This is a genomic window from Ethanoligenens sp. (genome assembly GCF_047718355.1).
Lineage (GTDB): Bacteria > Bacillota > Clostridia > Oscillospirales > Ethanoligenentaceae > Ethanoligenens.
This window is the reverse complement of the sequence record NZ_JBDNLG010000146.1, coordinates 1-3,481: the sequence shown is the minus strand read 5'-3', so window position 1 is coordinate 3,481 and position 3,481 is coordinate 1. Positions and strand designations below refer to the sequence as shown.

Sequence of the window (3,481 nt, the reverse complement as noted above, 5' to 3'; positions counted from 1 at the left end):
GAATATGTAGCTTTACCACTTTTTTCTTGGTTTCCTCAGTAATCGTTTGCATGGCATACTACTTTTCTAATAGATATTGTAATCCATTAGGCAGGAGCGTTACAAGTTCACTATACCACTACACCATAAAGCTGTGTGCCATTTAAATCATACACATACACATGTGCATCAATGGGAAGATTCGGTGCGTCAGATTTCCATGCCCAACCGCTTGATGCATTTACAGTATAGAATTTAGGTGAGCCCTTCCCGAAAAAACGGACAGCCAAAAGCATCAAGAAACGGAATAAATCAGCGAATAGCTACCGCCTTCATCGCCGAAGCGGCAGCAGTTAGTCTCCAGTCTTTTTCAAAGGTTTTGGGTGCTACCCACCCCAGAGCAGAATGAGGACGAACGGAATTGTAAAAGGCTTCGATGTACCAAAATAAGGCCGCCTTTGCCGCGGCGCGGCGCGTTTCTTTTCTTTTTGTTCCATAATAAGCCCTCTTTCCCTTTCCATTATACCGAATGATTTTTTGTTTATCAAATCGGGAATGGAGGCAAAGACTTCACAAGGCAAACCGGACTTGACCGGCAGCGCGAACGTGAGCAGGCATTGGGCTTTGGCCGTAGTCCAGCACAAAAAGCAGTCTGGGCAAATAAAAAGTTCGTTGATAAATACGCCCAATATCAGTATAATAAAGACGGAACGATAAAGCCAACAGATGACTGGACGCAAAAGAAGGATTCGCATGTTCCACGCACATATAAGCCAAATGCAGTTGTTGACACGGTTTCTCGCGCGGGCAAACAAAAAGACCGAACGATTTATGACCCGGACGGATAGATGGTAAAGCAAATTCACGGAGGCGATCACGGCCACCCGAAGCAGCATCCCTACGGGAATCACGGAGAACATGTCTACGATTACGTATGGCATGACGGCGCCGATAAGCCGGACAGAACGACAAGAGAAGCGACCGAAGCAGAGCGAATCCAGAACAAAGATATTTTAGGGAGGTGAAGAGCGTGACAGTTAATGCCTTTATAAAAATATTGGCGTGTAATGAGCCTGATTTTTCATACAATGGGCAGAACTATTCTATCTGCTGGCCCGACGGGAAATACTACGTCACCGCCGAAGATTCTCCTAACGACGTTGATTTAGTGTTTCAGGATGTAGATGACCTGCTTGACCATTGGATTATACAGGGGCAACCTTTACGCCTTATAATCCCTAAAATTGATTTGGGATAAGAACATAAAAATTATTGCGTCCTCTTCGGAGGGCGCTTTTTTATGTTCAAAAAAACTTTTTTGTGAAAACGTGCATACTTTTTGCCCTCACAATGTAACTACAAGACAGAGACTTTTATTTGGCTGACCTGCGGGCCTAATCAGCAGGCCGACAGGTGATGGCGACCACTTGAAACGCTTATCGGAGGAGATTTGACATGAAAAAGGACGAACTAACCACTATTGGATTGACGGACGAACAGGCGGCACAGGTATTTGCACTACACGGCAAAGACATTACCAAGCTGCAAGGCACAGTCACCGCGCTGACGGACGAGCGCGATACCTTGAAATCACAGCTCGGCGAGGCGAACACACAAATCGAAGGGTTTAAAAAGCTGGATGTGGACGGTATTCAGAGAGCAGCCGATGACTGGAAAGCCAAATATGAAAAGGCTACCGCTGACTTTGAATCCGTCGCTGCCGCCTGCAATTATGATGATGCGGTAAAAACCGCCGCTGCAGGCATCAACTTTACGTCGGTGTTGGCTAAAAACGCTTTTGTAGGTCTGCTCAAAGACAAAGCGCTCAAGCTGGATGGCGGCAAGCTCATTGGGTTTGACGACATACTCAAGCAAGCACAGACTGACGACCCAAGCGCCTTTGCATCTGACAAGCCCGCGCCGAAGTTTACCACACCAATCACAACGCCCGCGCCAGAAGTCACCAAAGAGGCGTTCGCCAAAATGTCTTATCTTGACAAGCTAAAACTGAAAAATGAACAGCCCGATGCGTACAAGGCGCTTCGAGAGGCGAAATAGGAGGAATAACACATGCCCGGTACTTTTCTCGGTTTCCCGTTTGACGAGGAACTTTTCAACGAAACCTGGGGGCAGGCGCCCGACCCGACGCACAACTCGCGGCATCGGCCAACTGGTCTGTGATTTATGACCCGAAATCCATCGAGATGGCGCAGCTCATTACCAACGGCTGATTGGAGGGCGACATGCTGTATGCGGATTATGATTATTACACCGGCACCTTTTACGGGCGGGCCATCAAAGAGGATGACTTCCCGGCGCTAATCCGCGATGCCTCCGCCTTTATAGACCGACTGACTTTTCGCCGCGTCCCGGCAGGGCAACCTCCACCGGATGCGGTGAGCATGGCGGCCTGTGCGGTGGCGGAGCGTATCCAGACGGCGCGGCAATCCGGCGCATTAAACACCAAGGCTGCTCTCAAATCCGAGAACACAGACGGATTGGAGGGATATCACCATTTGTAATGTTCTTGGTTGCCCACTGCACCGACCCATCGGTACCTATCCACGCGACTGCCAACGCATAGTTGCCGGCTGGCAATTTAGTCGTATTTACCGTGAGGGTATATCCGCTGTTGAGCGTTCCGTAATCCGGAAATGCTGCTTTTACATCCTGCCGGGATGTTAACTTGTTACCGCCAACCGAACCAAGGCTGTGTGCATGGCCGCCTGCGTCCCACGCATAGGCATCCACACGGTCAATACCAGATGCGTTAAGCGTCCAGCCGGATACTGTAAGATACACTGTCGCCGGTGCATCAATATCGGTTATTCCGCCGGTTGCTGCCTTGTACTGAGAGGGCGTTGTGGTCTGCACCGATACTGTCGATACCTGTTGCGCAGATGCCCTTGTGGCAAAGGCTACGGCCAAAATGGCGGCTGCGGTGACGATGAGCAGCTTGGAACGAGATTGTTTGCTTCTTTTGGCTTTCGCTATTGTTTGCTTACCCATTTAAACTCTCCTCATTATGTCGCATGTATTTAGAGCATATATCACTCGACGTTCCCGCTGGAGTTTACGGTGAAAGAATATTTAGCCACAACCGTTCCATCGTGAGCGGTGAGCTGGAGGACATAAGTGCCAGCGGTCAAATTGTCAAAATAAATGAAGCATCTTGGCCGTTTTTAGAAACAACATCAGTCGTCAACATTTTGTTATAACCGTTGGAGCCAGTAAGCGAGGATGTTGCATTAAAACCACCATGTGCAGTCCCCAGCGCGGTGGTAGTGTTAATATCTGCATATCCTTCGGCAACCTCGTTTGCAAAGCCCACGCCTTGAAAGTGTACTGTTTGGGCAATGCCGGTGATCTCGTCGGTGTATGAGCGGGTTGTGTCCACACGGACGTATTGGGCCGCTGGGAGCCGGGGCCGCACTGACAATCGGCAAACCATTGACCATGCTGGCACTGCTGGTCGTGCTCGATGTGGAAGATATTGTTGGAG

5 protein-coding genes are annotated in these 3,481 nt (G+C 49.4%); 3 read left to right on the top strand and 2 right to left on the bottom strand.

Features of this window, described 5'->3' with window-relative positions; all coding sequences use genetic code 11:
• Positions 1–291: 291 nt before the first annotated feature.
• On the bottom strand, positions 292–510 hold the full coding sequence (locus ABF463_RS14230) for a hypothetical protein (protein ID WP_415534658.1): 219 nt from the start codon (positions 508–510) through the stop codon (positions 292–294).
• A 499-nt stretch (positions 511–1,009) separates the two neighbouring features.
• On the opposite strand from ABF463_RS14230, the gene ABF463_RS14225 reads away from it, so the two are divergent.
• The 3 genes from ABF463_RS14225 (at position 1,010) to ABF463_RS14215 (ending at position 2,501) form a co-directional block, all read left to right on the top strand.
• On the top strand, positions 1,010–1,237 hold the full coding sequence (locus ABF463_RS14225) for a hypothetical protein (RefSeq protein WP_415534656.1): 228 nt from the start codon (positions 1,010–1,012) through the stop codon (positions 1,235–1,237).
• Positions 1,238–1,434: 197 nt separating this feature from the next.
• Positions 1,435–2,037, top strand: a complete 603-nt coding sequence (locus ABF463_RS14220) for a phage scaffolding protein (protein WP_415534655.1) — start codon at positions 1,435–1,437, stop codon at positions 2,035–2,037.
• 185 nt (positions 2,038–2,222) lie between these two features.
• Positions 2,223–2,501: a hypothetical protein gene (locus ABF463_RS14215; protein ID WP_415534653.1), complete on the top strand. Its 279-nt coding sequence runs from the start codon at positions 2,223–2,225 to the stop codon at positions 2,499–2,501.
• On the opposite strand, the gene ABF463_RS14210 is transcribed toward ABF463_RS14215, so the two are convergent.
• Entirely contained in the window at positions 2,455–2,988 is a 534-nt protein-coding gene (locus tag ABF463_RS14210; RefSeq protein WP_415534651.1) for a hypothetical protein, read from the bottom strand. The genes ABF463_RS14215 and ABF463_RS14210 overlap by 47 nt on opposite strands.
• Positions 2,989–3,481: the final 493 nt, after the last annotated feature.